27 protein-coding genes are annotated in these 24,953 nt (G+C 66.6%); 10 read left to right on the top strand and 17 right to left on the bottom strand.

The features are described 5' to 3' along the window. Nucleotides 1-42: 42 nt before the first annotated feature. On the top strand, nt 43-603 hold the full coding sequence (locus ABY42_RS05880) for a FlaD/FlaE family flagellar protein (RefSeq protein WP_050458936.1): 561 nt from the start codon (nt 43-45) through the stop codon (nt 601-603). A 105-nt stretch (nt 604-708) separates the two neighbouring features. Further along, entirely contained in the window at nt 709-1,788 is a 1,080-nt protein-coding gene (locus tag ABY42_RS05875) for a hypothetical protein (RefSeq protein WP_050458935.1), read from the top strand. Nucleotides 1,789-1,845: 57 nt separating this feature from the next. On the opposite strand, the gene ABY42_RS05870 is transcribed toward ABY42_RS05875, so the two are convergent. Further along, the gene (locus ABY42_RS05870; protein WP_050458934.1) at nt 1,846-3,972 is read right to left on the bottom strand and encodes a histidine kinase N-terminal 7TM domain-containing protein; all 2,127 of its coding nucleotides are present in this window, start codon (nt 3,970-3,972) and stop codon (nt 1,846-1,848) included. Between the two features lie 326 nt (nt 3,973-4,298). Between ABY42_RS05870 and ABY42_RS05865 the strand changes: the two genes are divergently transcribed. After that, entirely contained in the window at nt 4,299-4,754 is a 456-nt protein-coding gene (locus ABY42_RS05865) for a FlaD/FlaE family flagellar protein (protein WP_050458933.1), read from the top strand. Between the two features lie 24 nt (nt 4,755-4,778). Here ABY42_RS05865 and ABY42_RS05860 read toward each other — a convergent pair whose 3' ends face one another. Beyond that, entirely contained in the window at nt 4,779-5,921 is a 1,143-nt protein-coding gene (locus ABY42_RS05860) for an acyl-CoA dehydrogenase family protein (RefSeq protein WP_004977376.1), read from the bottom strand. Nucleotides 5,922-6,101: 180 nt separating this feature from the next. Here ABY42_RS05860 and ABY42_RS05855 point away from each other — a divergent pair, with 180 nt between their 5' ends. After that, the gene (locus ABY42_RS05855) at nt 6,102-6,539 is read left to right on the top strand and encodes a universal stress protein (RefSeq protein WP_050458932.1); all 438 of its coding nucleotides are present in this window, start codon (nt 6,102-6,104) and stop codon (nt 6,537-6,539) included. Nucleotides 6,540-6,578: 39 nt separating this feature from the next. Beyond that, a complete protein-coding gene (locus tag ABY42_RS05850; RefSeq protein ID WP_004977379.1) occupies nt 6,579-7,376 on the top strand; it encodes an RIO1 family regulatory kinase/ATPase domain-containing protein in 798 nt (265 codons plus the stop codon). A gap of 36 nt (nt 7,377-7,412) precedes the next feature. Here ABY42_RS05850 and ABY42_RS05845 read toward each other — a convergent pair whose 3' ends face one another. The 6 genes from ABY42_RS05845 to ABY42_RS05820 all read right to left on the bottom strand — a co-directional run bounded on the left by ABY42_RS05845 (nt 7,413) and on the right by ABY42_RS05820 (nt 13,063). Continuing rightward, nucleotides 7,413-7,976, bottom strand: coding sequence for a cupredoxin domain-containing protein (locus tag ABY42_RS05845; protein WP_050458931.1), 564 nt, complete (start codon nt 7,974-7,976; stop codon nt 7,413-7,415). 130 nt (nt 7,977-8,106) lie between these two features. Further along, nucleotides 8,107-8,841, bottom strand: coding sequence for an ABC transporter ATP-binding protein (locus ABY42_RS05840; RefSeq protein ID WP_004977382.1), 735 nt, complete (start codon nt 8,839-8,841; stop codon nt 8,107-8,109). Then, the gene (locus tag ABY42_RS05835) at nt 8,838-9,644 is read right to left on the bottom strand and encodes an ABC transporter ATP-binding protein (RefSeq protein ID WP_050458930.1); all 807 of its coding nucleotides are present in this window, start codon (nt 9,642-9,644) and stop codon (nt 8,838-8,840) included. Before ABY42_RS05835 ends, ABY42_RS05840 begins: the two co-directional genes overlap by 4 nt. After that, nucleotides 9,641-10,765 (bottom strand): branched-chain amino acid ABC transporter permease, encoded by a 1,125-nt coding sequence (locus ABY42_RS05830; RefSeq protein WP_050458929.1) that lies wholly within the window; start codon nt 10,763-10,765, stop codon nt 9,641-9,643. Before ABY42_RS05830 ends, ABY42_RS05835 begins: the two co-directional genes overlap by 4 nt. Then, on the bottom strand, nt 10,762-11,703 hold the full coding sequence (locus ABY42_RS05825; RefSeq protein WP_004977385.1) for a branched-chain amino acid ABC transporter permease: 942 nt from the start codon (nt 11,701-11,703) through the stop codon (nt 10,762-10,764). Before ABY42_RS05825 ends, ABY42_RS05830 begins: the two co-directional genes overlap by 4 nt. Before the next feature lie 52 nt (nt 11,704-11,755). Then, entirely contained in the window at nt 11,756-13,063 is a 1,308-nt protein-coding gene (locus ABY42_RS05820; protein ID WP_082220684.1) for an ABC transporter substrate-binding protein, read from the bottom strand. A gap of 180 nt (nt 13,064-13,243) precedes the next feature. Here ABY42_RS05820 and ABY42_RS05815 point away from each other — a divergent pair, with 180 nt between their 5' ends. Then, nucleotides 13,244-14,083: a proline dehydrogenase family protein gene (locus tag ABY42_RS05815; protein ID WP_050458927.1), complete on the top strand. Its 840-nt coding sequence runs from the start codon at nt 13,244-13,246 to the stop codon at nt 14,081-14,083. Between the two features lie 30 nt (nt 14,084-14,113). Here the strand turns inward: ABY42_RS05815 and ABY42_RS05810 are convergent, their stop codons facing one another. Then, on the bottom strand, nt 14,114-14,833 hold the full coding sequence (locus tag ABY42_RS05810; protein ID WP_004977390.1) for a helix-turn-helix domain-containing protein: 720 nt from the start codon (nt 14,831-14,833) through the stop codon (nt 14,114-14,116). A gap of 132 nt (nt 14,834-14,965) precedes the next feature. Between ABY42_RS05810 and ABY42_RS05805 the strand changes: the two genes are divergently transcribed. Next, nucleotides 14,966-16,492 (top strand): aldehyde dehydrogenase family protein, encoded by a 1,527-nt coding sequence (locus ABY42_RS05805; RefSeq protein WP_004977392.1) that lies wholly within the window; start codon nt 14,966-14,968, stop codon nt 16,490-16,492. Between the two features lie 53 nt (nt 16,493-16,545). On the opposite strand, the gene ABY42_RS05800 is transcribed toward ABY42_RS05805, so the two are convergent. From ABY42_RS05800 to ABY42_RS05785, 4 genes are all read right to left on the bottom strand, one after another. Further along, the gene (locus tag ABY42_RS05800) at nt 16,546-16,863 is read right to left on the bottom strand and encodes a DUF7526 family protein (protein WP_049905233.1); all 318 of its coding nucleotides are present in this window, start codon (nt 16,861-16,863) and stop codon (nt 16,546-16,548) included. A gap of 427 nt (nt 16,864-17,290) precedes the next feature. Continuing rightward, nucleotides 17,291-17,722 (bottom strand): SRPBCC family protein, encoded by a 432-nt coding sequence (locus ABY42_RS05795; protein ID WP_004977395.1) that lies wholly within the window; start codon nt 17,720-17,722, stop codon nt 17,291-17,293. Nucleotides 17,723-17,765: 43 nt separating this feature from the next. Continuing rightward, nucleotides 17,766-17,990 (bottom strand): DUF7123 family protein, encoded by a 225-nt coding sequence (locus ABY42_RS05790; protein WP_004043755.1) that lies wholly within the window; start codon nt 17,988-17,990, stop codon nt 17,766-17,768. Between the two features lie 61 nt (nt 17,991-18,051). Continuing rightward, nucleotides 18,052-18,234: a DUF7525 family protein gene (locus tag ABY42_RS05785; RefSeq protein WP_004043756.1), complete on the bottom strand. Its 183-nt coding sequence runs from the start codon at nt 18,232-18,234 to the stop codon at nt 18,052-18,054. 154 nt (nt 18,235-18,388) lie between these two features. Here ABY42_RS05785 and ABY42_RS05780 point away from each other — a divergent pair, with 154 nt between their 5' ends. Together ABY42_RS05780 and ABY42_RS05775 are read left to right on the top strand one after the other, a co-directional pair. After that, nucleotides 18,389-19,582 carry an LEA type 2 family protein gene (locus tag ABY42_RS05780; protein ID WP_050458926.1) on the top strand — a complete coding sequence of 398 codons (1,194 nt, stop codon included), beginning with the start codon at nt 18,389-18,391 and terminating at the stop codon, nt 19,580-19,582. A gap of 183 nt (nt 19,583-19,765) precedes the next feature. Continuing rightward, nucleotides 19,766-20,209 (top strand): DUF7528 family protein, encoded by a 444-nt coding sequence (locus ABY42_RS05775; protein WP_004977401.1) that lies wholly within the window; start codon nt 19,766-19,768, stop codon nt 20,207-20,209. Nucleotides 20,210-20,243: 34 nt separating this feature from the next. Here ABY42_RS05775 and ABY42_RS05770 read toward each other — a convergent pair whose 3' ends face one another. Beyond that, nucleotides 20,244-21,275, bottom strand: a complete 1,032-nt coding sequence (locus ABY42_RS05770; protein WP_050458925.1) for a phosphate signaling complex PhoU family protein — start codon at nt 21,273-21,275, stop codon at nt 20,244-20,246. Between the two features lie 317 nt (nt 21,276-21,592). Here ABY42_RS05770 and ABY42_RS05765 point away from each other — a divergent pair, with 317 nt between their 5' ends. Continuing rightward, entirely contained in the window at nt 21,593-21,967 is a 375-nt protein-coding gene (locus tag ABY42_RS05765; RefSeq protein WP_004977403.1) for a carboxymuconolactone decarboxylase family protein, read from the top strand. Between the two features lie 78 nt (nt 21,968-22,045). Here the strand turns inward: ABY42_RS05765 and ABY42_RS05760 are convergent, their stop codons facing one another. From ABY42_RS05760 to ABY42_RS05750, 3 genes are all read right to left on the bottom strand, one after another. Then, nucleotides 22,046-23,110: an ATP-NAD kinase family protein gene (locus ABY42_RS05760; RefSeq protein ID WP_050458923.1), complete on the bottom strand. Its 1,065-nt coding sequence runs from the start codon at nt 23,108-23,110 to the stop codon at nt 22,046-22,048. 306 nt (nt 23,111-23,416) lie between these two features. After that, complete coding sequence (locus ABY42_RS05755) at nt 23,417-24,109, bottom strand: competence/damage-inducible protein A (protein WP_004977406.1); 693 nt, start codon at nt 24,107-24,109, stop codon at nt 23,417-23,419. An 87-nt stretch (nt 24,110-24,196) separates the two neighbouring features. Continuing rightward, complete coding sequence (locus tag ABY42_RS05750; RefSeq protein WP_050458922.1) at nt 24,197-24,952, bottom strand: DUF5803 family protein; 756 nt, start codon at nt 24,950-24,952, stop codon at nt 24,197-24,199. Nucleotide 24,953: the final 1 nt, after the last annotated feature.

Genomic DNA, 24,953 nt, shown 5'->3' with positions numbered 1-24,953 from the left:
GGGGGACTCGGGGGAGTCGTGCCGTCCCCAACGAGGTGACCTATGTACTTGGACCCGGACGAATACGACCCAGACGAACTTCGACGTATCGCGCGTGACGCCCCACGGCCCAGACGGAACGGTGACGGCCGGTTCGACGACAGCCGATTCGACGACGGCAGATTCGATGACGGCAGATTCGATGACGGCCGGTTCGACGACCGGAGTCCGTTCCGGTTCGACAACCCGCTTTTCGACCGGAGCCGACAGGAGGCGTCCGAAGCCCTCCGGTCGAGCCAGCTCGAACACCTGCTCGTCCACCAGTCTCGCGACGAGGAAGACGGCGTCGAAAAGCCGTACCTCCGCTCGCTGCCGGACAAGTACGGCGCGGAACGCGTCGTCTTCGACTGGCTCGAGTTCCTCGTCCTCAAGGGCGGGTTCAAGCGGGCGATGGACGCCCTCCGGTACTACCAGACGGTCGACTGGGTCACGCCCGGCGTCGAGGAGACGCTCCGGGACTACCTCCTCGGGTTCTCCGCTGACGTCGACGAACCGACCGACCTCGACGTCGACGACCACCTGCTGAGTCTGGTCTACGTCGCACGTCTCTCCTCGATGGTGTGACGCCGACCGACGGGTCTCGAATACGGTCTCTCCTTCCGACAACCGAGTGTATACCATGACTGCGCGAACCACCCGCCCGCCGAGTCCGAACCGAGTTGATACCGCATGACGAACGACGCAGCCGCCGCTACCGACGCTAGTGTGACCTCCGAGTCCGACGAGACCGACGTGCCGACGGCCGTCGGCGTCAAGTTCGGGAGCGCCCGGACGGCGCTCGCCTTCGACGACGGCGACGCGGCGAGGACGGTTCACCTCCCCTCGCGCCTGACCGACGGCGAAGACGCGCCCGCCGGCGACGAGGGCGTCCACGACGGCGGAGAGACAGTCCGGGAGTCCCCCGAGCGAGTCGAGTTCATGCTCCGCTCGGGCGTCCCGGCGACCGCCCGCGACGCCGAGTCGTTCGAGCGGTTCGTCCGCGAACTCTGCGCGCGACACGACCTCCCCGCCGAGAGCGCCGTCGTGTACGCGATGCCGACCGTCGACGACGATGTCGGCCTCGCGAACTTCGGCACCGCGGTCGGCGAGTGCGGCATCGGTGAGGCGCTCGCGCGAGGCTTCCCCGAATCGCTGTGCGCGTCGATTCCGGCGCTCGGCGACGGAATCGAGGCGGTCGACGAGGTCTTCGTCGCTCTCAACCTCGGCGCGACGAACCTCGAAGCGTGCGCGTACCGACGCGGAGAGCGGTTACTCCCGTTCGTCTCCGCGGAGGCGTCCGGCGACCGCGTCGACCGGCGCATCGCCGAGGCGGTCGAAGCCGAGACGGGCGGGCGAGTGGCGATCGACCCCGCCACCGCCCGCGAGTACAAGGAGACCCGCGCCGACTTCGGCGGGGTCGACCCCTTCACCGACGCGGTCGAACGCGGGAGCGAGGGCGCGCACGAGTTCACCGTCGAACGGGGCGTGATGGAGCCGTTGGACGAGTATCTCGACGACGTGGTCGCCGAGCTCTGCGATTTCTTCTCGCGACTGGCGAGCTCGCACATGAAAACCTATCAGCTCGCTCGCGCACGCCCGCTCGTCGTCTCCGGCGGGATGGCGTGCATTCCCGGACTGGTGGAGGAACTCGAAGCGCGTCTCGCCGCGGAACTCGACCGCCCGGTGAGCGTGGTCGTCCCCGACGACCCGGTGACCGCCGCGGCCGAGGGCGCACACAGACTCGCGGTGCGGCTCCGCGACGCGGCCTGAACGCTCGGCTCTCGGGTCGTCTCGTTTTCTGTTCGACTCACCCAGTCGCTGCGTAACTCAGTCCGTCTCCGACTCGGTCGCCACCGTTCCGCCGTCGCCGACGGAGACCGCTCGGTCGGCGCTCCGGAGGCCGACGATTGCGACGGTTCCCCTGGGGTCGTTCTCCGCGAACCGGAGCCGACCGTTCGAGCGGTCGATTATCCACTGGACCAACCAGAGCCCGAGCCCGCTGATGTGTTGGAGCGGCGTCTCGGTCCCCGATTCGAGGACGGAGAGCTCGGCGTCGGGGACGCCCGGCCCGTTGTCGGCGATTCGAATCTCCACGTAGTCGGTCGAGGTCGCCCTCCGCTCGACCGTGACGCCGACTTCCGGAATGACGCGGTCGTTGTGTTCGAGCGCGTTGTCGATGAGGTGTTTGATGGCCGATTCGATGAGGTCGTCCGCCGAGACCCACATCTCGTCGGGGAGGCTCCGGTGGACGATGGCCTCGGGGTAATCGGACTCGATGTCGTCCAACTGCGCCTCGATGCGCTCGACGACCTCGACGGGTTCGATTCCGGACGACCCGCGGGTCAGCGTCGTGTCGATGTGGCGAGTCTGCTCGCCGAGTTCGACCAGCGACGACGCCTTCCGCTTTATCGTTCGAGCGTGGTCTTTCGACTCGGCGGGGATGCGCTCGTCGAGGAGGAGGTCCGCGTGGCCGAGGATGACGTTCATGTCGTTTCTGAGGTCGTGTCGAAGGACGCGATTCAGCACCCGGAGGCGCTGTTCGTAGCGATGGCGACTGGTCACGTCCCGCGAGTTCAACACGACGCCGTCGACGGCGGGGTCGTCGAGGAGGTTCACACCGACCGTCTCGAACCGCCGCCACACGCCGTTCTTGTGGCGGATTCTGAACTCCGAGCGCACGGGAGAGTCGCCGGCTATCACCTCGTCGAGGCAGCCGGCGACCCGCTCTCTGTCTTCGGGGTGGACGAGGTCGAGCACCGACTCGCCGACGAGCGCGTCGGTCTGATAGCCGAGCACCTCGGTCATCGAGGGGCTCGTGTAGGTCCGTTCGCCGTCCTCGTTGAGGACGGTAATGACGTCCCGGGAGTTCTCGATGAGCGCGCGGAACTCCTCTTCGGTGTGCCGGCGCTCCGTCACGTCGTAGAAGACGAGCAAGAGTGCGCGGTCGTGCGTCTGGTCGCCGACCGCCTCGGAACGGATCTCGAAGTAACGACAGGTGCCTCCGTCTTCGACGACCGCCTCAGCCCTGTCTCGACCCTCCAGAACCGTCCGGACCTCGGCCGGAACGCGAACGCTTTCGAGGACCGACTCGCCGATGCACTCGTCGACCGGCCGCTCTAGGAGCTCCGAGGCGGCACCGTTCGATTCGACGATTCGGTCCTGTTCGTCGAGGACGACGACTGCGTCCCGCATCTCCGAGAGAATCGCGTCGCGGGCGATGGGTGTGATGTCGAACAGCTGGTGTCTGAAGAGCGCCCAGAGCACGACGACCGAGCTGACGCCGATAGAGAGGGGAACCGGGTTGATTCGAATCGGGAAAAAGAACTCACCGGCGAGTGCGGCGAGAGGTATGAGCCCGGCGACGACGAGGAACCCGGCCTGTCGTCGATGGATGCTCGAACTCCGGAGATACGTCTTTCCGATGACGGTCAGCCCGGTGAGGGCGACGCCGGAGCCGTAAATCACGTGTACGACGAAGAGGAGTTCCGGACCGGGCGGGACGAGAAGGTGCAGACCGGCTCCTCCAGAGGTGTCCGGTGCGCTGGCCGCCCAGAGGTCGAGCGAGGACCCGAGGAGTCCGTGGGAGTGGTTCGTCAGCGCGAGGGCGATTGCGACGGCGGGCTCGACGGCGAGGAAGCCGACCATCCGGGTGGTGAGCAGTTGGTCCTCGCCGGCGTAGACGAGGGCGAAGACGAGCCATATCGTGGGGAGGACGGCCGCGCCGGCCCACGCCAGATACGCGTAGAACAACTCGGCACCCGGCGTCGTCGCGAGAAAGGCGAAGCCGTACGCGGTGGCCCAGATACTTCCGGAGAGCGTCAGGAGCGCGAACGGGAGGCGGACCCGCCGAGAGTAGAGTCGGAACCGACCGAGGACGACGAGCGTCACGACCCCCGCGAGGATGCCCGCGGCGAACAGCGCGTACGCGTACGGGAACTGCCCAACGCTGGTCATGGGTTGGTCGTGGTGCGCATCTGTGAGTCTCTGGAACTATTCTTTCCGATGAGTGTCACATCGGAGCGATATCAAACGTGTATCCGTTTCTGAACTTAAGCGGTTCGCCCTCTCTATCAACGCTGATACTTGGTTTCGGTTGAGAGACGAGCGGCCGGTTCGAGCGCCTCGTACGCCTTAATAAGGCCTTCATTCACTGAATGGTCGGTTACATTATCAGAGATAACATCACGGGGAACACCGACGGTTCTCGCGCGGCGCAGAAATGTCGATATTCGGACGTTCGCCCGAACGCTTAATTCGGATGGATGCACACGCAGGGATAGATGCCGCGCGAGTCACGTCGTCCCAACGTCGCCGAAGGCCCGAGCGGACCCGGACCCCGTCGGGACACCAGCGACCGGTCGTTCGACTGGGTCGACGCGCCGACGAATCGGACGTGGAGCGACGTGGCCCACGAGCGCCTGCTCGCGACGACCGCGGCGGTCACGTCGGACGGCGAGCCGTTTCTCGACGAGATTCCGCGGACGCCGCGGGCCGAGCGGGTGCTCCTCGAGTGGTGCGTGCACCTCGTCGAGCGATTGGGCGGCCGCGGCGCGCTGGAGATGGCGTCGTACTACCGCGATATCGGCTGGATCGGCGACGGCCCCCACGACGCGATTCGCGAGCGCGTCGTCTCTTTTACCGTCCCCTCGGACTTCGAGGACGCGCCGACCGAAGAGGACCACGTCCGCAGTTTCTCGTACGTCGCCCGGCTGTCGGTGATGGCCGACTCGGAGTGAGAAGAGGACGGCTTCGACGAGTCCCTAGAGTCCGAGTTCGCGACCGATGATGAGGTGTTGAATCTCGCTCGTCCCCTCGCCGATTTCCATGAGCTTCGCGTCGCGGTAGAACCGCTGGGGGGCGAAGTCGGTCGTGTACCCGTAGCCGCCGAGCACCTGCACCGCGTCTTCGGCGACTTCGCGGGCGGCCTCCGAGGCGTCGAGTTTCGCCAGTGCGGACTCTCGACTGACCCGCTCGCCGGCGTCGTACCGCGTCGCCGCCTTGTGGGTGAGCAGTCGCGCGCGCTCGGTCTTGCGGTGCATCGAGACGAGTTTGTCGCGGATGGCGTCGAACTTCGCAATCGGCCGGTCGAACTGCTCGCGCTCTTGGGCGTACGATTTCGCGTGGCCGTACGCGCCCTCGGCGAGTCCCACCGAGAGCGCCGCGATGGAGATGCGGCCGCCGTCGAGCGTCTTCATCGTCTGCTTCCAGCCCTCGCCCTCCTCGCCGAGGAGTCGGTCTTCCGGAACCCAGCAGTCGTCGAAGGAGAGCTCGCAGGTCGGCGAGCAGTTGAGGCCCATCTTGTCCCACTCGGTCGTCACCTCGAAGCCGTCGTCGTTCTCCGGGTCGACGATGAACGTCGAGATGCCGTCGTAGCCCGCGCCGGGGTCCGTGACGGCCTTCACGAGGACGGAGCCGGCGACGCTCGCGTTCGTGATGAACTGCTTCGTTCCGTTGATGACGTAGCCGTCGCCGTCCCGCTCCGCGACGGTGTCCATGTCGCTGGCGTCGCTCCCGGAACCGGGTTCGGTCAGGGCCCAGCCGCCGAGGTACTCGCCGGTCGCGAGCGGCGTGAGCCAGCGCTCCTTCTGCTCGTCGGTGCCGAACAGCTCGATGGGCTTCGACGCGAGGCTGACGTGGGCGGCGTACGACAGGCCGATACCGCCCGAGACGCGACCGAGCTCCTCCACGACGAGGGCGTACATCAGCTGGTCGCCGCCGAGGCCGCCGTACTCCTCGTCGATGGGGACGCCCATCACGTCCAACTCGGCCAACTGGTCGAATACCTCCGCGGGGAATCGGTGTTCGTCCTCGATGTCCTGCGCGATGGGGGCGATTTCTTCCTCGCAGAACTCGCGGACGGTGTCGCGAATCATCCGGTGTTCGGCCGGGATGTCGAAGTCCATGCGACCAACTATCGCCGTGTCGGACATAAACTAATCGAACGACCATGAAGGATTGTGCCGTCGCGGGCGGCGAACCGGGGGCGGTCGACCTCTTTCGGACCGACCATTCCCGGCTGGTCCGCTCTCACCGCGTGGGAATAGGCGTCCGGGTCTTTTTGCGCCGCGGTCCGAGGCTCTCGTATGTACTCCCACATCCTCTTTCCGACCGACGGAAGCGACTGCGCCGACGCCGCCTTGGACCACGCCATCGAACACGCCCGCACCTACGACGCGACGCTCGTGGCGCTCTACGTCGCCGACGTGCGCGAGGTCGGCTACGCCGCGCCCGCGCTCTCGCTCGAACGGGTCCGAGAGGCGCTCCTCGAAAGCGGCGAGCAGGTGTTAGACCGCGTCGCCGAGAGGGCCCGCGAGGCCGGCGTCGAGGTCGAGACCGTCGTCAGCGAGGGCACGCCCGCGAGCGAGATTATCCGCCACGCCGACGAGCGGGACATCGACCTCGTCGTGATGGGCACCCACGGCCGAAGCGGCATCGACCGCTATCTCATCGGCAGCGTCGCCGAGCGCGTCGTCCGCGGCTCCGACGCACCCGTGTTGACTGTCCGACAGGAATCGGCGTAGGCCCACGAGGTTAAGCCGCCCCTCGTCTTACGGGGGTGCATGGACCTCCGTCGGCTCGTCCGCGGCCGCCTCGGGTGGCCGCGTCTGGAGACGGTCGCCCGCGAACTCGCCCGGCGATACGACCGCGACACCCTCCACATCCGATTTCTCGAGGCGGACAACTGGCTTTCGACCCCGATGGTCGTCGACGATGAGTGGTTCGTGAAGGTCATCTCCAAACAGAACTCGCTCGTCCACGCCGTCTTCACGACCGGGCGGAACCTCGGCGCGTTCTCCAGCGGGACGGAGGGTTTCTTCGGCCACTTCGGGACGCCGCTCGAGATGGCCGAACACGAACTCGAAGCGACGAAGCGACTCCGAAACATCGGCCTGCAAGCGCCCGCGCCGGTCGAGGCGTTCGAGGTTGACGGCCTCGGCGTCCTCGTCCTCGAATACCTGCCGAACTTCCACACCCTCGACACCGCCCCGCGGGAGGAGGTCGAACGGCTCGCGCCCGAGCTGTTCGCGGCGCTCGCGGAGATGCACGACAACCACCTCGCCCACGGCGACCTCCGGGCGGAGAACGTCCTCGTCCGCGAGGACGGCATCTACTTCATCGACGCGACGAACGTCAACGACGAGGGGATGCGCGACGCCCGCGCGTACGACCTCGCCTGCGGGCTGGCGGCGCTCGAACCGCTCGTCGGTCCCAAGAAAGCCGTCGCCGCGGCGCTCGACTCCTACGAGGTGAACGCGCTCTTGGACGCCGTCGATTTCCTCGACTTCGTCAACATCCGGCCCGACCACGACTTCGACGCCGCGTCGCTCAAAGGCGAGATAGAAAAGCACGCGGCGTAGCTGTCTCCGGTTCCCCGTGTCTCGACGTCCTCCGACTCACTCGCAGGGGAGCGTGTCGTCGTAGCTCGCGTCGCCGACCACGACGACCCCGCACATCGCCTTCGAGCCGTGGACGCCGCAGTCGTACTGGTAGACGCCGGGGTCGTCGAACCGGTAGGTGACCCGCCCGTCGCGGCCGACCGTCTCGGACTGAAACGACCAGTCGGCCGCCGCGTCGTCGAGGCTCGCGGCGCGGACGTTGTGCCGAAGCGCCTCTCTGTTCTCCCACGTGACCGTCGTCCCCGACTCGACCGACAGCCGCATCGGCGAGAAGGCGACGCTCTCCATGGTGACGAGCGGGTCGGACCCGTCGTCCGACGCCGGTTCGCTCGTCGGCGTTGGCGACTCGGTCACCGACGTTGGCGACTCGGTCGGTGTCGGCGTCGCCGTCGTGTCCGGCGACGTGGCCGTCTCCGGAGACGCCGTCGTCGCGGTTGTGGTCGCGGGCCCAGTCGGCTCCGTCTCGTCGTCCGTCTCTCCAGCGTCGTCGCCGGTACAGCCGGCGAGCAGTCCGAGTCCGGCGGTCGCGGCGGCGAGGGCTCGTCGTCTCGTGAGTCGCATACCGGTGGTCGGGCCACCCGAAGAATAAGCGATGTCCCAAATTCCGCCCGACTGACGCCCCACCCCGCCGGGAACGGCGGGGGTCGTGGGCGGACCGCAGTTCAGCGGGAGTTCGGACGCGAGTCGCGGGCTACTCGCCCTCGACGCCCTCGTAGTCCGCGCCGCCCATGTAGAGCCGCGAGACTTCGGGGTCGTCGAGGAGGCCGTCGGCGTCGCCCTCGTAGGCGACGGTCCCCTGGTCGAGGACGTAGCCGCGGTCCGAGATGCCGAGCCCCTCGCGGGCGTTCTGCTCGACCATCAGGACCGCCGTCCCGAGTTCGTTCACCTTCTTCACGTCCTCGAACACCGACTTGACGATGTTGGGCGCGAGGCCCGCCGAGGGTTCGTCGATGAGGAGCACCTCGGGCTCCATCACGAGCGCCCGGGCGAACGCGAGCACCTGCCGCTGGCCGCCCGAGAGCGTCCGCGCCTTCGCCGAGCGCTTCTCGTCGAGAATCGAGAACTGGTCGTACAGCTCGTCGATTCGCGCTTGCAGGCCGCTCTCACGGGCGACCCCGCCCATCTTGAGGTTCTCGTCGATGGTGAGAGACGAAAAGACGTTGTCCACCTGCGGGACGTAGCCCATCCCGACGCGGACGAGGTCCTCCGGCTCCTCGCCGGTGATGTCCCGCCCGCTCAGTTCGACCGTCCCGGTCCACGGCTTGAGGAGGCCGAACACCGTCTTGAGGACGGTCGACTTCCCCGCGCCGTTCGGCCCGATGATGCAGACGATTTCGTCGGATTCGAGGTGGAGCGTCAGGTCCCGGAGGACCTGCACCTCGCCGTAGCCGCTGTCGACGCCCGAGACGTCGAGTGCGCGCTTCATGGGCCGGCCCCTCCGAGGTACGCCTCGATGACGCGGTCGTCCGAGCGGACTTCGTCCGGCGAGCCCTCCATGAGCACCTTCCCCTGGTCGAGGACGATGATGGGGTCTGCGAGGTCCATGATAAACGGCATGTCGTGTTCGATGATGAGGAAGGTCTGACCCTCCTCGTTGAGTTCGCGGATGAACCGCTTGATGTCGTTCGCGAGTGTCGGGTTGACCCCGGCGACCGGCTCGTCCAAAAGCAGGATGTCGGGGTTCGTCGTGAACGCCCGCGCCAGCTCGACGAGCTTCATCTGCCCGCCGGAGAGGTCGGTCGACGGCTGGTCGATGAGGTGCCCGATTTCGAACCGTTCGAGCAACTCGCGCGTCTGTTCGATGTTCGCCCGCTCCTCTTCGGTGACGTCGGAGCCGGAGAAGAAAAGCGAGAAGATGGACTCGCCTTTCTGCGGCCCGGGACCGACGAGCATCGCCTCGCGGACGGACATCCCCTCCAGCCGCCGGGGCGTCTGGAAGGTCCGAACGAGCCCTTTTCGGGCGCGCTCGTGCGGTTCGAGGTCGGTCACGTCCTCGCCGTTGACGGTGACGTGACCGGCGTCGTTCTCGTAGAAGCCGGAGATGAGGTTGAACAGCGTGGACTTGCCCGCGCCGTTCGGACCGATCATCCCGGTGATAGTCCCGCGTTGGACCTCGATGGAGACGCTGTCGGTGGCGACGAGGCCGCCGAACGTCTTCTCCAAGCCGGTCGTCTTCAGGACGACGTCCGACTTATCGAGGCGGGCACCCTCGTACGCGTCGTCGTTCATCGGTCGTCACCCCCGTTCGAGGAGGTGCCGCCGTCCGGGGCGGCACCCGACGCGGACGCGCCGCCGGCACCGCTCCCGTCGCGCGCCGCCGGCCAGATGAGTTCGTCCTTCGGCGGAAGGAGTCCGTCCTGCCGGAAGCGCATGATGAGGATGATGAGCCCGCCGACGAACAGCAGTCGAAGCGGGGCCAGGTCGACCCCGAGCGTCTGGATGAACCCGATGTCGTTGAGGAAGCGGGTCCCCTCGCGGATGGCGATGACGACGGCCGCGCCGACGACCGCCCCCCGGTTCGACCCGGTCCCGCCGAGGATGACGGCGATCCAGATGTAGAACGTCGTCAGGGGAACGAGGTCGGAGGGGTCGATGTAGAGGTTCAAGTGGGCGTAGAACGCCCCGGCGATGGCCATGATGACCGAGCCGATGACGAACGCCTGCATCTTGAACTGGTAGGTGTTTTTGCCGAGCGCCTTGGCGAGGTCCTCGTCGGACCGGATGGTCCGGAGGACGCGGCCCCACGGCGACCGGTGGACGCGCCGGAGGAACAGGTAGACGACAGCGATGAGAAAGACCACGACGGCGGCCGTCGTCGCGGCGTCGGTCAGCGGCAACCACGACAGGAGTTCCGGGATACCGCTGATACCGCTCGACCCGGCGGTCCACTGGTCCTCGTTCAGGATGATGGCGCGGATGACTTCGGCGAGTCCGAGACTGGCGATGGCGAGGTAGTCCTCGCGCAGGCGGAGCGTCGGGATGCCGATGAGCACCGCGACGAACGCGCTCACGACGATGGCCGCGAGGAACCCGAACACCGGGTGGAGTCCGAGTCCGAGCGGGGAGTTCGGCGCGGTCAACAGCGCGGCGCAGTAGGCACCGATGCCCCAGAACGCCGCGACGGAGAAGTTGATGAGCCCGGCGTAGCCCCACTGGACGTTGAGTCCGAGCGAGAGCAGGGCGTACATCCCGACGAGCGCGATTTGGAACAGGAGGAACCGCGGCCCGATGACGCCGGTGAGGACGCCGACGACGAGCAGCACCGTGATGAGTCCGAGCGTCGCGAAGATGCGCCGCTCGGTCGCGTCGCGGACGAGCGTCTCGCTCACCCACGAGGACACGGCGCTCATCCGCTATCACCCGCGATTCCGCTCGGGCGAACGAGCAGGATGGCGACCATGATGACGAACGCGACGGCCGCGGCGTACCGCGAGCCGACGGGGATGATCCCCCACTGGTTGAAAAGCGGAACCAGTTCGTGGACCATCCCGATGACGAGGCCGCCGAGCATCGCGCCGTAGACGGAGCCGATGCCGCCGAGGATGACGGCGGCGAAGATGATAAGCAGGATGTCGAAGCCCATGCGCGGGCGGACGAGTTCCTCTAACCCGAGGAAGACGCCGCCGGCCGCGGCGAGCGCGCCGCCGATGAGCCACATGGCGAAGATGACCTCTCTCGTCCGAATCCCGCTGACGCGCGCGAGGTCCGCGTTGTCGGCGGTCGCGCGCATCTTCCGGCCGAGGGTCGTCCGCGTCAGCGTCAGGTGCAACGCCGTCACGAGGACGACAGTGAGCATCACGACGACGAGGTTGCGCGGCGTGACCGCGATGCCGAGCGTTTCGCGGACCCACGGTATCGGTCCCTGTCTGGGCACGCCGTAGCGCTCCGGCTCGGTTCCGAACGACAGGAACACGAGCGCGCGATAGACGAGCGCGACCCCGATACTGGAGATGAGCAGGCCGATGGAGTCGGACCCCTTCACCGGTTGGTAGACGACGCGGTCGGTGATGACGGAGATGACCGCCGCCGCGCCCATGCCGAACGCGAGCGCGAGGAAGAACCAAAGCGGCAGGCCGAACACGCCCGCGTCGCCCAGCATCGGTCGGAGGAACCCGACCGAGAACAGCGCGGAGAACGCCCCCACGGTCATGAGGTCGCCGTGGGCGAAGTTCGCGAAGTCCGCGATGCTGTAGACGAGCGACAGCCCGATGGCCGCGAGGACGATGATGCTCGAGAACACCACGCCGTTTGCGACGTACTGGAAGGGGCTGACTTGGAGCGGTATCACGGCTCGGTGGCCCCCCGAAGGGTCGTTCGGCGTCCGTTCCGTGCGTGCATGGTTAGCTCGTGATGTAGTCGCCGAAGACGTACTCGTGGTCCTGGACGCTGTAAATCTGGTAGTAGCCCGGCGGGTCGCCGTTCTCGTCGAGGTCGACCGGACCGCTGACGCCCTGATAGTTGATGTCGCTCGGCGAGCCGCCGTCGCGCAGGACGGCCGCGGCCTCCTCGAAGTTGAAGACCTCCTCGCCCTCGGGGCGGGTCACGTCGCGGACGACCGACGAAAGCGCCTCGCCGGAGAACTCGTCGGCAGCCTCGATGGCGAGCGCCGCCACCGTGACGGCGTCGTAGGCGTAGGCCGACCAGACTGTCGGCGTCGCGTCGTAGTTCTCTTCGAACGCGGAGACGAAGTTCTGGTAGTTCTCCTGGTCCTGCGGGGCGCTCTCGGTGATACCCTTCATCCCGTCCATGCTGCCCGGGGCCGTGTTCTCGATGATGGAGTCGGCGACGGTTGACTCCGCGCCGTAGTAGTCGACGGTCGTGTTGTAGCCCTGGTCGAACCCCTCGTTGACCATGACGGTGTACTCGTTCGCGTAGGTGATGAAAATCCACGCCGAGGCGTCCGTCGAGGCCATCTCGGTGAGGATGCCGCTGTACGACGACTGACCCTGGTCGTGGGGCTCGTTGTAGGCGACGGTACCGCCGAGTTCGGACTCGAACGTCTCGGCGAACACGTCCGACAGCCCCGTCCCGTAGTCGTTGTTGATCCACGTGACGGCGACGGTGTCGTGGCCGTCGTCGCTGACGAGGCTGGCGAGCGCCTGCCCCTTCGCCGCCCCCGAGGGACTCATGCGGAGCAGCTCCGGCCGCGACGTGAGTTCGGGGCTCGTGCTGTTCTGGCTGATCTGGACGACGCCGGCGTCGTTGGTGACGCTGTCGTGGATGGCGATGGAGACGCCCGAGCCGACGGAGCCGATGAGGAGCGGCACGCCGTCTTGGTTGACGAGCTTCTGTGCGCCGTTGACCCCGCCCTGGTTCGTACTCTCGTCGTCCTCGACGGAGATTCTCAGCGACCCACTCTCGGAGCCGATGCCGACATCGTTGATGGCGGCGAGCGCGAGTTCGCGACCGCGGGTGTTGCGCTCGCCGTAGGGCGCGAGCGACCCGGTGAGCGAATCGACCATGCCGATGGTGTACGACTCGCCGCTGCCACCGCTTTCCTCGGTCGTCGTGGTCTCCTCGCCGCCGCCACCGCCACTCTCCTCAGTCGTCGTGGCCGTGGTCGTGTCCTCGTCTTCGCCTTCGAGACAACCGGCGGTCGCCCCGACAAGTGAGAGTCCCGACAGCTTCAGCAGCGTTCTGCGGTCCATGTCGTGTGGTGACATAACAAGCTATGCTCCCCAATTATCGTAAATATACCTGTAACCGTCCATGGTCGGTGCGGCGAAACCCGCCGGACGAAACGAGCATCCGCGTTTTATTTCACCAATATTTTTCAGAATCATTTGGTAGGGTCTCTCTTTAGGGTACGTGTCTCACAATAGCCGGCCATGATACCCCCCATCGCGAACAACTTCGTGGCGGGTGAGACGGCCGACGGGGCGGTCTCGCACGTCGAGTCCCTGAACCGCGACGGCATCGCGGGGATACTGAACCTGCTCGGCGAGCACTACACCGACCGGGCCGACGCCGACGCCGACGCCGACGCGTACGTCGACCTCGTCCGCCAACTCGGCGCGACGAGCCTCGACGGCTGTGTCTCGGTGAAGCCCTCGCAAATCGGCCTCGACATCGGCGACCGCGCCTTCCGGGAGAACCTCGACCGCATCGTCGACGCCGCGGACGCCGAGGGCGTGTTCGTCTGGGTCGACATGGAGGACCACGAGACGACCGACGTGACCCTCGACGCCGTCGACGACCTTGGCCACCGGACGGGCGGGAACGTGGGCGTCTGCGTGCAGGCGAACCTCAAGCGCACGCGCGACGACCTCGAACGCCTCGCGGAGGTGCCCGGGAAGGTCCGTCTCGTCAAAGGCGCGTACAACGAGCCCGCGTCCATCGCGTACAAGGAGAAGTCGAAGGTGGACGAGGTGTACGAAGAACTCCTCGAGTACATGTTCACCGAGTTCGACGACGGCGTCGCGGTCGGCAGTCACGACCCGCACATGATCGCGCACGCCCGCCACCTCCACGAGCGGTACGGGACGCCCTACGAGGTACAGATGCTCATGGGCGTGCGCGAGGACGGCCAGCGCGACCTCGCGGACGCCGACATCGAGATGTGGCAGTACGTCCCCTACGGGGACAAGTGGTTCTCTTACTTCTACCGGCGCGTCCGCGAGCGGAAGTCGAACGCGCTGTTCGCGCTCCGCGCCGTCGCCGGCATCTGAGTCGGAACGGGGACCTCGGCTCGCCTCGCGCTACTGCGGGTCGAGCAGTTTCGATTCCGCCTTTCGGAGGTGTTCGAGCAGCGTCGTCTTCGAGATGTCCATCTCGGCGGCGAGTTCGCGGGTGGAAACCTCGCGGGGCCAGCGGTAGTAGCCTTCCTCGCGCGCGAGTTCGAACGCCTGCCGCTGACTCCGGGTGAGCGTGTCGAGCCGCCGACTGCGCTCCGGTTCCGCGCCCTCGGACGTGGAGATGGAGGCGACGCGAATCTCGGCTCCGGTCTCGTCCATGACGGTCTCGATACGCGGCTGTATCTCCTCGCGCGCGCCCGCGAACCAGACTTCCCACCGCTCTCGGCCGTTTTCTATCTGCGTGGGGGCGCTGTGGACGAAGCCCTGCTTGAGCAACTGCGGACACATCATGTCGCTCGGGTCGTACTCCAAGAAGAACTCGCGGGCGACCGGGCCGGGCGCGACGTGCTTTCCGCGGGAGTCGAACCGCTCTTGCAGTTCCAACACTTCGCCGGTGAGGTCCGAGTCGGCGATGACGTCGAGGAGCGTTTCGACCTCGTCGAGCGACTCGCCGTAGGCGGTGAACAGCCCGTTCGACCGCTCGACGCCCGCGGTTGGGGCGTCGTAGATGGCGTGTGCGAGGATGCCGCCGTCGTACTCGCTCGTCGATTCTATCGCCCAGCAGTTCGGATGCCACAGGTCGAGCGTGAGGCGCGTGCCTTCACCTGACGTGCGCTCGCTCATACACCGGGTAATACGCCGCTACGTAAGATGTTGTCTGTGGTCGCTCGGGGGCGGATCGACGCGTCGACTCGGGCGCGTCCCTTCCATGGGAGGGTCCGGGGTTATTAATCCTAGTTGTGAGTCTAGAGTCATATGCCGCAGGACGAATATCGACACTATATCGACGGCGAGTGGACGGACGGAACCGGCGACGAGACGTTCGAAAGCACGAACCCCGCGACGGGCGAGTCGCTGGGGACGTTCCGACGAGGGACGCCCGAGGACGTCGACGCCGCGGCGGCCGCGGCCGACGAGGCGTACGAGGAGTGGCGCGAACTCTCGCACATCGACCGCGCGGAGTACCTCTGGGACATCTACCACGAACTGCGCGACCGCACCGAAGAACTCGCGGAGGTCGTCACCAAAGAGTGCGGGAAGGAGATTTCCGAGGGCCGCGCCGACGTCATCGAGGCGTACCACATGGTCGAGTGGGCCGCGGGCGACGCCCGCCACCCCAAGGGCGACGTGATTCCCTCCGAGATTCCCGCGAAGGACGCCTACATGCGCCGCAAGCCCCGCGGCGTCGTCGGCTGTATCACCCCGTGGAACTTCCCCGTCGCCATCCCCTTCTGGCACATGGCCGTCGCGCTCGTCGAGGGCAACACCGTCGTCTGGAAGCCCGCCGAGCAGACGCCGTGGTGCGGTCAGATTATCGCCGAGATGTTCGAGGACGCCGGCATCCCCGACGGCGTGTTCAACATGGTGCAGGGCTTCGGCGACGCCGGCGCGACCATCGTCGACGACGAGCGCGTCGACTCCGTGCTGTTCACGGGCTCCGCCGAGGTCGGCCACGAGGTCGCGAGCAAGGTGGCCCAACAGCCCGGCAAACTCGCCGCGTGTGAGATGGGCGGCAAGAACAACATCGTCATCACGGAGAAGGCGGACCTCGACATCGCGGTCCACTCCGCGACGATGTCGTCGTTCAAGACCACCGGCCAGCGCTGTGTCTCCTCCGAGCGCATCGTCGTCCACGAGGACGTGTACGACGAGTTCAAGGAGCGCTTCGTCGAGAACGCCAAGAGCGTCTCCGTCGGCGACCCGCTCCGCGAGGACACCTTCATGGGCCCCCTCATCGAGGAGGGCCACAAGGAGAAGGTCACGAAGTACAACGAACTCGCGGAGAAGGAGGGCGTGAACGTCCTCGTCGACCGCACCGAACTCGACGCCGACGAGATTCCCGAGGGCCACGACGACGGCCACTGGGTCGGACCGTTCGTCTACGAGGCGGACCCCCACGACGACCTCCGTTGCACCCACGAGGAGGTCTTCGGCCCCCACGTCGCCCTGCTCAAGTACTCCGGCGACATCGAGGACGCCGTCGAGATTCAGAACGACACCGACTACGGTCTCGCCGGTGCCGTCATCTCCGAGGACTACCGCCAGATCAACTACTTCCGCGACCACGCCGAGGTCGGCCTCGCCTACGGGAACCTCCCGTGTATCGGCGCGGAGGTCCACCTCCCGTTCGGCGGCGTGAAGAAGTCCGGAAACGGCTACCCCTCGGCCCGCGAAATCATCGAGGCCGTCACCGAGCGCACCGCGTGGACGCTCAACAACTCCAAGGAGATTCGCATGGCGCAGGGCCTCTCCGCGGACATCAAGACCAAAGAAGACGAGTAAGGTCGGTCACCCGCCGCGGCCCCGCATCTGTCCCACGTTTTCGTTCCGTCGTTTCACCCGTCGTCCGCAGACTCCTCCTCTCCGCGAGCGGCCGCCGTAACGTAGACGCCGGGCATCTCCGTCTCCTCGACGGTCAGCGTCACCTCCTCGTCCTCCTCGGCCGGGCGGTCGGTCACGACGGTCACCGCTTCGATGGGGTCGCGGCGGACGAACGCCCAGACGAGGTCGAGTATCGAGGGGTGACCGCCCTTCCGGATGACGAGCACGTGGCGCGAGTCGGCCAGCGCCCGGAGCTCCGGCGACAGGTCCTCTTCGTCGAGTTCGTCCGGCGGGATGGCGTGCAGCACGTCGCCTCGAATCGTCTCGGTCATGGTGTCTCCACGGCCCCCGGCGGAAAGAAGCGTGCGCTCCGAGGCGCGGCCGGTATCGGCGACCGACGGCGCCGTGGCTCGGAGCGAAGCGGTCGTCAAAAGGCGGAGGCGAATTCGCCTCCCACCGAATCTCGTGTCACCAGTTGGCGAAGTGAGACGAGGGGAGTGCCCCCACCGGGCTTGGGGGCGTGAAACGACGTGGCCACGTCGTTTCGGATGCCGCAACGGACCCCGAAACGTTGCGGCGGGTGCGGCGGATGTGGAGTCGCCGACGACTGGCGAGAAAAGCGCCTATTGCGTCGGCGACTTTCGCTTAGGAGCCGCGATGTATAAACCCACCGCAACAGGGGTTCCCACGCCCCGTGAGCGCACGGTTCCCGCGGTCCGTCGCTCCGGACTCACCGTGAATGAGCGGTCGTCTCCGGCCTCAGGCGGTCGCTTCGAACTCGCGCCGGAGCGCCGATTCGAGGTTGTCGAGTTCGCGGTCGAGGTTGCGCTCGAAGAACGCCTCGACACCCGGCAGCCGGCCGTCGACGATGAACTCGTTGACGAGGCGGCTGCCGCCGTCGTGCTCTTCGATAGTGTGTTCGCCCGTCACTCGCATCACCCGCGACTTGCCGACGAACTTGACGTGCGTCGGCTCGTCGACTTCGATGTCTTCGGTCTCGACGGTCACCGTCGAGCGGATGAGCGGAATCGGCAGTTCGAGGTACCACGTCGCGTGGCGGCCGTCGTCGGCCACGTCGAAGCGGTCGACGACGCTGATAGCCCCCGCTCGCTTGGCCGGGTCGGCGATAAACTCCCAGACGCGCGCGCCGGGAGCGTCGAACTCGAAGGTTCGTTTCACGCGGACGGTCATGGGATACCATCACACCTCCACAGTAAAAAGCCGTGGAATCGCCTCAGCTTCGGGTGACGCGCCACGTCGTCGAGCGGGCGCGTCCCCACTTCTCGATTTCGACGTCCTCGGACTTCTCGGCCAGCCGCGGCAGACGGGACCCGACCTGCTTCGCGGTGAGACCGATGGCTTCGGCGATGTTCTTCGCCCGGAAGTAGCCCTCTCCACGGCTGACGCTGTCGCGGAGGTAGGCGAGAATGCGTTGTTCCTCGTCGGTGTACTCAGTCATCCTCGGGCCGTCTAGGGAATGGGCGTTATTAACGGTTACCCGTGTTCCTCAACGTTGATAGCTACTGGAACAGATGCGCACCGCAGACTGCCAGCGAGGCCGCGATAATCGCGACCATGAATCCGAGCGCCTTCGTCAACTGGTCCGGTCCGGCGACCATCAGCCCTGCGCCGACGAGCGTGAGCACGCCGAACAACGCCGCAAAGCCGATGGACTTGTCGGATTGCACCGTCTTGGTTTCCATGTTTCCGACCTTCGCGGGTGCGCACTTAGTTCATTCGACACCGCCTGTCGTGGGGCGGCGTGACGGGGGCGCGAGGCGTGCGGTGCGGTCCCACGGACCGACCCCGCGCTCGGCCGTTCGACATATGTACCACTAGTCTCGTGTGTCCACAACGATGGGACTGACATCCGCGCTGTTCGGCGGAAAACTCCGTATCGCACTCGTCGCGCTGGTGCTCGTCGCGGCCGGCGTCGGCGGGGCGTACGCGACCGGCGTCATCGGCGCGCCGAGCGTCGACCGGGTCGACAACCGGTTCGCCGGGGTCAACCAGACGGCGACGGTCATCGAGACCGACCTGTACGTCTCGAACCCCAACCCGCTGTCCGCGAACCTCTCGGGCCTCGAAGTCGACTACGGCGTCGAGATGAACGGGATTCGGATGGCGACGGGCGAGAAGGAAGGCGTCGCTATCGGGCGGGGGACCTCGGCGGTCCCGCTCCGGACGACCCTCGAAAACGAGCGCATCCCCGAGTGGTGGGTCTCGCACATCCAGAACGGCGAGCACACGGACCTCGTCGTGGACGCCAACGTCTCCTCGGAGACGCTGGGACAGACCTTCCAGGCGCCCGAGATAACCCGGAGCATCGACACCGACCTGCTGTCGGCGTTCAACTCCACGGAGACCCGCGAGATAGACGCGGACTCGCCGGTCGTCTCGGACCCCGTGTTGTACGTCAACGAGACGAGCGCCGAGTGGGGCGAGTCCACGGGCGAGCGCACGGCGCTCGAACTCACGTTCGTCGTCCACAACCCCAAGCCGTACCCGATTGCGGTCTCCGAACTCGGCTACGACATCTCCATGAACGACGTGGACGTGGGCGAGGGGACGACGAACTCCGAGTACGTCATCTCCCCGAAGTCGACGGAGACCATCGAGGCGACGACCTACATCCAAAACGACAAACTCGACGAGTGGTGGGTCTCGCACCTCGAACGCGACCAGACGACCGACCTGCGCATCGATTTCTACGCGAACCTCGACGCCGGCGGCACGACCCTCCGCGTCCCACTCGACCCGCTGACCTACGAGAAGACGTTCGAGACGGACATCTTCGGGAACAAGGCGGCGTCGGCGGGGAACGAGACGGCGACTGAGACGACGACGGCGACCGAGACGACCACGGAAACCGCGACCACCTCGACCGCGACTACAACTGAGACTTCGACAGACACCGCGACTGCGACGACAACGACAACGACGACAACCGAGACGACAACGACCACGTCGGACGACGAGACCACCACGTCGGACGGCGGGACCACCACGTCGGACGGCGGGACCACCACGACGGACGACGGCCTCCTGTAGCGGCCGCGTTCCGCCCCGCGGCGGCGGGGAGTCGAACCGTCGTTCGACCGTCCCGATTCGCCGAGAAATCTTCGGTGATTCCTGACTCAGCCGACAACCCTTTACCGTCGGACGAGATATTCGATGATATGACACGGAGTACCCACGCTCCTGATCGAGTTCTTCTCCCGTAATGAGAACCCTGTGTCCGTCGAGAGCGACGACGAAACCATCGTCGTCTCCTTTGGCGACCAGTCCTGTGAACTGTCCCGAGACGCCGCCGCCGACCTGCAGGAGGCTATCGGCTCGGCGCTGACCGAGAAACGAGAGTTCTTCCGCACGGCCGGCGAGTACCGTCGGGACGGCAGCTACGTCGTCTCCCGCCGCGGCGCGGACTCCACCGGCAACGCGAAGGTGTTCACCAGCTTCGACGAACTGCGTCGGCTGTACGACCGCCTGCCCGAGCGCTTTACCGCCGAGGACATCGGCCGAACCGGCATCACGGGGTCGCGGCGTCACATGATACTCCGGCACTTCGGCGAGCATCCGGCGTTCGACTGCCGCATCGCCAGTCGCAACCCGCTGACGGGCGAAAAAGAGTCGTCCGAGACCGAGAACAACGAGGCGATGGAAGTCATCGCCGACTGAGCGCGACGGCGCGCCGCCCGCGGTCTTTCGTTCCTCAGTCTATCGTGACGTGGTCCGACTCCTCGTTGAGCGCGAGGTTCGACGCGATTTCGGCGTTCCGCATCGCGTACTGCGCGGTCTGCTGGAGGCTCACGAGCACCTCGCGAATCTGGAGGAGCTTCTGGTTTTCCATCTCCGGGAGGTCGTTGAGGATGTCGCGCTCGCGGTCGCTTATCTCGCGGAACAGCTCTCGGCACTCGATGGTGAGGTCGTAGTCGCGCTCGACGACGGCCCGAACCGCGGTCGTCGTAATCTCGTCGACGTGGTCGGTGAACTCGCGGATGCGCCGCATCGTCGACTGGTCGACGTCGATGGTGTGCCCCTCGGCGTCCATGACGATGTTGGCGATGTCCTCGGCGTTGTCGGCGGTCAGTTCGAGGTTCTTCGCCACCGAGCGGTAGCCGATGAGCGGGAAGCCGGAGTCGAGGCCGACCGCCCGCGCGAGGTTGGGGTTCTGGTAGGACGTGAAGATGAGCCGGAGCAGGAGGACGAAAATCTTGTTCGCCTGTCGCTCGCGGTTGAGCGCCCGCTGGGCGAGGTCGGGGTTGCCGTGGGCGAGCGCCTTGATGGCCTCGCCGCGCATCGTGCTCCCCGTGTTTTCGAGGCGCTCGAGCAGATTGTCGAGGCTGAAGTCCTCCGCGTCGACCGAGCAGCGAATCGCGATTCGCTCGGGCGTCTCCTCGATGACGCCGAGGCCCATGAGCTGGGTCTCGGCCTTGTAGACGGCGTTGATGTGGTCCGAATCGAGCGCGCCCTCGCTTTTCTCGATGTGGATGACGCGCCGTCCGAGGACGTACTGCGCCACGATGGCGCGTTCGAGCGCCTCCGCGTTCAGACTGTCAGCGCGAATCGTCGCCTTCGAGTCCTCCGTGTTGACCGACTCGGGAAGCACGGTCAGCGTTCCCTTGCCGCTCGTCCGAATCGTCACCTCGTCGCCCTTCTCGACGTTGTGTTCCTTGGCCCACTCCGCTGGAAGCGTCATCGCCAGCGTGGAGGGACCGAGACGCTGGACTTTCCGGGTTTCCATGTCAGTCAGAACCCATCCAATGACCTTAAATCTCACTATATTACACCCTCCATGAATAATGCCTTGTGGTTCTCATTGGATATGGTTCCAAATATTAAATCATTCACGTCGAGCGTCCGGGACGGGGGAGAGAACCGTCCCGTAGACCGGCGTATTAACGGCGCATTTCTCCGGAACGTCGTCGATACGGACAGATTATGACTGTCCAGACGGTTCATAACTTTACTTCTCCGACACCTCGTAATAAGTGCCTCCCTAGCGACAGGACTGCGGAGGTAACGGGGAGCAAGATGGTATCGAAAACCACACGACAAGAGATGGAGGGAATGCTCGGTCAAGTCCCGGGTTGGATGGAGAGCTTGGCCGAACCGGCGAGTGAGCACAGTTGGGGGCTCTTCCGCGACCTCAACCTCGGGAAAGACACCGAACTATCCGGGCGAGAGAAAGCACTCATCGGGGTCGGCGTCGCGGCCGCGACCAACTGTCCGTACTGTACCTACTTCCACAAAGAAGAGGCACGGTTGGACGGCGTCACAGACGAAGAACTCCGGGAGGCCGTCAACCTCGCCGCCGACACGAAGTACTTCTCGACGGTTCTCCACGGGAACGAGACCGACCTCGACGATTTCAAGACCGAAACGGACGAAATCGTCCAGTACATCACGGAACAACAGGCACCGGCTGACGACTGACGAGACGGTCGACGGGAGCGGCCTCTCGCTCGATTTTTCTGTTGGCGCGACGAGTCGACCGCGACTGAGGTGCGCCGCTCACTCGATTTTCATCATCCGCCGCTCGACCCGGCCCACGCGGACTTTCGTCCACCCGCGGAGGTCGGCGTCGAGGACCGGGTCGTCGGTGTCGACCCGGAGGACCGGAATCGCGTCGAGTTTCGACCGCGAGGCGACGACCGACACGTCGCAGCGGCGAATCACGTCGGGGGAGAGTTGGGGGTTGCCGCGGCCGAAGACGAACCCCTGTCCGCCGATGGGCGTGACGACGATGACGTTCTCCTCGCCGAGACTCGCCAGAATTTCGGCCTCGGTCGCGTCGCGGGCGAGCACCTCGCCGTCGCGGTAGACGTCGACGCCGAGCGGCGACCCGTCGATTCCCAACTCGGCTTTCACCGCGCCGACGGTGCTTCCGGGCCCGAGGACGTAGGTGACGCCCTCGGTCGCACGGATGTCGTCGGCGACGCCCGCGGCGAGCGCCTCGACGGTCCCGCCGCCGGTCTGTTTCGACGACTGGAGGTCCTCGGCGACGGGGACGTGCGCGACCGCCCGAAGCTCCGGCCTGACCTCGCCGGCGCGGTAGTCGTCCTCGTCGATGTCCATGACCTCGCGGGCCTCGGTCCGCTCGAACGAGGTGACGACGTGGGCGGCGTCTTCGGGCGAGACGGCGAAAACGGAGGAGTAGACCTTCACGCCCGCGGGGACGCCGAGCATCGGGACGTCGGTCCCGTCGAGCGCCTCGGCCACGTCCGCCGCGGTGCCGTCGCCGCCGACGAACAACACGAGGTCCGCGTCGGCGTCGACGAACGCCTCGACGGCGGCGACGGTGTCGGCCGCGCTCGTCTCGTCGCCGGACGGACCGCCGAGTACGTCGGGGTCGAACCCGGCGTCTCGGGCGGCCGACGCGCCCATCTCTCCGCCCCACGCGAGCAGTTCCGCCTCGGGGTCGGCCTCGAAGAGCCGCGAGAGCGCCCGTCGCGCCCGCTCCGGCGACCGCGGCTCCGCGCCGCGCGCTCTTGCCTCCTCGACTTTCCCGTCGGTTCCCTTCAGGCCGACCCGGCCGCCCATCCCCGCGACGGGGTTGACGACGACACCGATTCGCATGACTGAACGAACCCGCGCCCGGGGGAAAAGCGACGCGGTAGCCGGCGGTCGAACCGCCCGCCGCGAGCGGCGGTGCCGCGGGCAGCGCGCGTCGACCACGGCGGCGACGTTCAGCCCGGGCCGACCGTCGCCGGAACCTCACCGTTTAACAAGGGGACCGAGCAATTGTCATCCATGATTCCGTTAGAATCCGCCGGACAGGTGCTGCCGACCTCGGAGACGGCCGCGACCGTGCTTCTCGTGGGTATCCTCATGACCGCCGGGTGGCTCTGGTACCTCCAGCGCTGACCCGTCGGCCGACCGACCCTATTCTTCGTACGACTCGACTCGCGCTTCGAGCCACGCGGCCGCGGATTCGACGGTCCCCTCGTCGGCCCCGGCGAGTTTGATTCTGACGTGGTCGCCGGGGTAGCTCCCGACGGTCACGTCGAACTCCGATTGGACGGCCTCGAACCGCTCGATGAGCGAGCTTTCGGGCTCCGACGTGTGGACGAACCGGACGTGAGTCCGCTCGCCCGCGAACTCGTCGGCGACGCGGGCGAACATGGCTTTCATCTCGCCGGGGACGCCGGGGAGCACGTACACCGAGCCGACGACCGCGCCGGGCGCGACGCCCTCGTCGTTCGGGAGCATCCGCGACCCCGCGGGAAGGTCGGTCGTCCCCTCCACGAGGTCCGCCGCGGAGTAGCCGCCGTTCGTCTCCAGCCACTCCTCGGCGTCGGGGTTCCGCTCCAGAGAGCGACCGAACGCGGCCGCGACGGCCTCCATCGTCACGTCGTCGTGGGTCGGCCCGAGCCCGCCGGTGACGACGACGGCGTCGTACTCGGCGTGGTATTCGTTTACCACGCGGGCGATGTCGGCGACGCGGTCGGGGACCGTCGTCACGCGCTCGACGGAGACGCCCCGCTCTGTCAGTTCCGTGCACAACCACGCGGCGTTCGTGTTGACGGTGTCGCCGGCGAGGAGTTCGTCCCCGACGGTGACCACGGCGACTTGCATATCCCGAGGTAGCGGGCTGCGAGGCAAAAAAGCGTTCACACCGGCGACCCGAGTCGGCCGACCGACGCCGCGTCTATCGGGCGTCCGTCAGCGGTCGTCGTCTTCGACGTCCAAGCCGAGTTCCTGTCGGCGGTCGCGGAGCGCCTGAATCTGCCGGCGGTAGTAGAGTATCCCCGCGCCGCCGACGAGCACCGAGACGGCGGCGACCGCCGCGAAGATGCCGAGGTCGCGCTGGAGGTAGAACTGCACGACGACGTTCCCGTCGGTCACCTCAGGCCACCGGATGTGGAGCCGGTCGTCGACGACTTCAGTCTCGTAGCCCGACGGCCGGACCGACCCGAATATCGGGAAGTCGACGCGGCGGTCGGCGGGCAGGACGACCTCGTAGCTCCCCTCGACGAAGACGGGAAGCGAGAACCGCTTCGGCGAGGACGACGAACTGAACGCGACTTTGCCGGCGCTCCCGGCGTCCGCGGGGAGCGTGACGTTCGTGATGCGGTCGTTCTGGGTCACGTCGCCGCCGCGGGCCTTCAGTTCGGTCCCGTTGATGACGGTCCCGTTCTCGTAGCGGTAGCGGACCGCCTCGACCGGAAGCGGCGTCCGACTGCCGAAGCCGTCGAACCGGTAGAGCTCGACGAACGAGTCGTTCATCTCGTAGACCGCGCGGAATCGGCCGTTGTCCTGGACGGTGATGTGCGCGTCCGTCTCGGCGGTCCACGCGTACTCGCCGTCGGGCGCGGCGTCGAGTCGGTCGTTCGAGACGCTGGAGGTGCCGCCGAGACAGCCGGCGGTCACGAGGAGGAGGGCGAGCGCGGCGATACCGACGAGGAGTCGCCTGTTCATC

Origin of the sequence: Haloferax gibbonsii, from assembly GCF_001190965.1 — an archaeon.
Classification (GTDB): Archaea; Halobacteriota; Halobacteria; order Halobacteriales; family Haloferacaceae; genus Haloferax; species Haloferax gibbonsii.
The sequence above is the reverse complement of the archived record's forward strand: the minus strand, read 5'-3'. Positions and strand labels throughout refer to the sequence as shown.

What these genes read in the sequence shown, in the direction of transcription:
- ABY42_RS05880 (WP_050458936.1), top strand. Translation starts at nt 43, where the DNA reads ATGTACTTGGACCCGGACGAATACGACCCAGACGAACTTCGACGTATC.
- ABY42_RS05875 (WP_050458935.1), top strand. Translation starts at nt 709, where the DNA reads ATGACGAACGACGCAGCCGCCGCTACCGACGCTAGTGTGACCTCCGAG.
- ABY42_RS05870 (WP_050458934.1), bottom strand. Translation starts at nt 3,972, where the DNA reads ATGACCAGCGTTGGGCAGTTCCCGTACGCGTACGCGCTGTTCGCCGCG.
- ABY42_RS05865 (WP_050458933.1), top strand. Translation starts at nt 4,299, where the DNA reads ATGCCGCGCGAGTCACGTCGTCCCAACGTCGCCGAAGGCCCGAGCGGA.
- ABY42_RS05860 (WP_004977376.1), bottom strand. Translation starts at nt 5,921, where the DNA reads ATGGACTTCGACATCCCGGCCGAACACCGGATGATTCGCGACACCGTC.
- ABY42_RS05855 (WP_050458932.1), top strand. Translation starts at nt 6,102, where the DNA reads ATGTACTCCCACATCCTCTTTCCGACCGACGGAAGCGACTGCGCCGAC.
- ABY42_RS05850 (WP_004977379.1), top strand. Translation starts at nt 6,579, where the DNA reads ATGGACCTCCGTCGGCTCGTCCGCGGCCGCCTCGGGTGGCCGCGTCTG.
- ABY42_RS05845 (WP_050458931.1), bottom strand. Translation starts at nt 7,976, where the DNA reads ATGCGACTCACGAGACGACGAGCCCTCGCCGCCGCGACCGCCGGACTC.
- ABY42_RS05840 (WP_004977382.1), bottom strand. Translation starts at nt 8,841, where the DNA reads ATGAAGCGCGCACTCGACGTCTCGGGCGTCGACAGCGGCTACGGCGAG.
- ABY42_RS05835 (WP_050458930.1), bottom strand. Translation starts at nt 9,644, where the DNA reads ATGAACGACGACGCGTACGAGGGTGCCCGCCTCGATAAGTCGGACGTC.
- ABY42_RS05830 (WP_050458929.1), bottom strand. Translation starts at nt 10,765, where the DNA reads ATGAGCGCCGTGTCCTCGTGGGTGAGCGAGACGCTCGTCCGCGACGCG.
- ABY42_RS05820 (WP_082220684.1), bottom strand. Translation starts at nt 13,063, where the DNA reads ATGGACCGCAGAACGCTGCTGAAGCTGTCGGGACTCTCACTTGTCGGG.
- ABY42_RS05815 (WP_050458927.1), top strand. Translation starts at nt 13,244, where the DNA reads ATGATACCCCCCATCGCGAACAACTTCGTGGCGGGTGAGACGGCCGAC.
- ABY42_RS05810 (WP_004977390.1), bottom strand. Translation starts at nt 14,833, where the DNA reads ATGAGCGAGCGCACGTCAGGTGAAGGCACGCGCCTCACGCTCGACCTG.
- ABY42_RS05805 (WP_004977392.1), top strand. Translation starts at nt 14,966, where the DNA reads ATGCCGCAGGACGAATATCGACACTATATCGACGGCGAGTGGACGGAC.
- ABY42_RS05800 (WP_049905233.1), bottom strand. Translation starts at nt 16,863, where the DNA reads ATGACCGAGACGATTCGAGGCGACGTGCTGCACGCCATCCCGCCGGAC.
- ABY42_RS05795 (WP_004977395.1), bottom strand. Translation starts at nt 17,722, where the DNA reads ATGACCGTCCGCGTGAAACGAACCTTCGAGTTCGACGCTCCCGGCGCG.
- ABY42_RS05790 (WP_004043755.1), bottom strand. Translation starts at nt 17,990, where the DNA reads ATGACTGAGTACACCGACGAGGAACAACGCATTCTCGCCTACCTCCGC.
- ABY42_RS05785 (WP_004043756.1), bottom strand. Translation starts at nt 18,234, where the DNA reads ATGGAAACCAAGACGGTGCAATCCGACAAGTCCATCGGCTTTGCGGCG.
- ABY42_RS05780 (WP_050458926.1), top strand. Translation starts at nt 18,389, where the DNA reads ATGGGACTGACATCCGCGCTGTTCGGCGGAAAACTCCGTATCGCACTC.
- ABY42_RS05770 (WP_050458925.1), bottom strand. Translation starts at nt 21,275, where the DNA reads ATGGAAACCCGGAAAGTCCAGCGTCTCGGTCCCTCCACGCTGGCGATG.
- ABY42_RS05765 (WP_004977403.1), top strand. Translation starts at nt 21,593, where the DNA reads ATGGAGGGAATGCTCGGTCAAGTCCCGGGTTGGATGGAGAGCTTGGCC.
- ABY42_RS05760 (WP_050458923.1), bottom strand. Translation starts at nt 23,110, where the DNA reads ATGCGAATCGGTGTCGTCGTCAACCCCGTCGCGGGGATGGGCGGCCGG.
- ABY42_RS05755 (WP_004977406.1), bottom strand. Translation starts at nt 24,109, where the DNA reads ATGCAAGTCGCCGTGGTCACCGTCGGGGACGAACTCCTCGCCGGCGAC.
- ABY42_RS05750 (WP_050458922.1), bottom strand. Translation starts at nt 24,952, where the DNA reads ATGAACAGGCGACTCCTCGTCGGTATCGCCGCGCTCGCCCTCCTCCTC.